This is a genomic window from Rhodococcus sp. IEGM 1351 (assembly GCF_030056875.1).
Taxonomy (GTDB): Bacteria; Actinomycetota; Actinomycetes; order Mycobacteriales; family Mycobacteriaceae; genus Rhodococcus_F; species Rhodococcus_F opacus.
Genome location: NZ_JASHKU010000101.1, coordinates 1 through 608, shown reverse-complemented (window position 1 = coordinate 608; position 608 = coordinate 1). Strand labels below are relative to the sequence as shown.

1 protein-coding gene is annotated in these 608 nt (G+C 67.1%); it reads right to left on the bottom strand.

Features of this window, described 5'->3' with window-relative positions:
* Positions 1-608 (bottom strand): AMP-binding protein (locus QM806_RS40945; RefSeq protein WP_283295052.1); only part of this gene is annotated, 608 nt, incomplete at both ends.

Genomic DNA, 608 nt, shown 5'->3' with positions numbered 1-608 from the left:
GCCGGGTCGCGGTGCCCGTCCGGCTCCGCGATCACCAACCGCGCCCCGACGATCAACGGCCAGAACAACTCCCACACCGACACATCGAACGTCACCGGCGTCTTCTGCAGGATCACGTCCTCCGACGTCAGCGGGTACCGCTCCTGCATCCACAACAGCCGATTCACCACACCCTCGTGCGGAACCGCCACCCCCTTCGGCCGACCCGTCGACCCCGACGTGAAGATCACATACGCCGGATGAGCAGGACGCAACCGCGACAACCGCTCCCCATCCCCCACCACACCGGCCGAAAACCCCGACACATCCAGGGTGTCGAGTTCCACCACCCGCACACCCGCAGGCACCACCACCCCATCCCCAGATGTGGTCAGCACCAACACCGGATCCGCCGTCGCCACCACAAACCCCACCCGCTCGGCAGGCTGATCCGGATCGATCGGGACATACGCCCCACCCGCCTTCACCACCGCGCAGATCCCCACCAGCATCTCCACCGAACGACGCACCGCCACACCCACCGACGACTCCGGACCCACCCCCGCCCCGATCAGGAACCGCGCCAACCGATTCACCCGCGCACCGAACTCCCCATACGACAACACCAC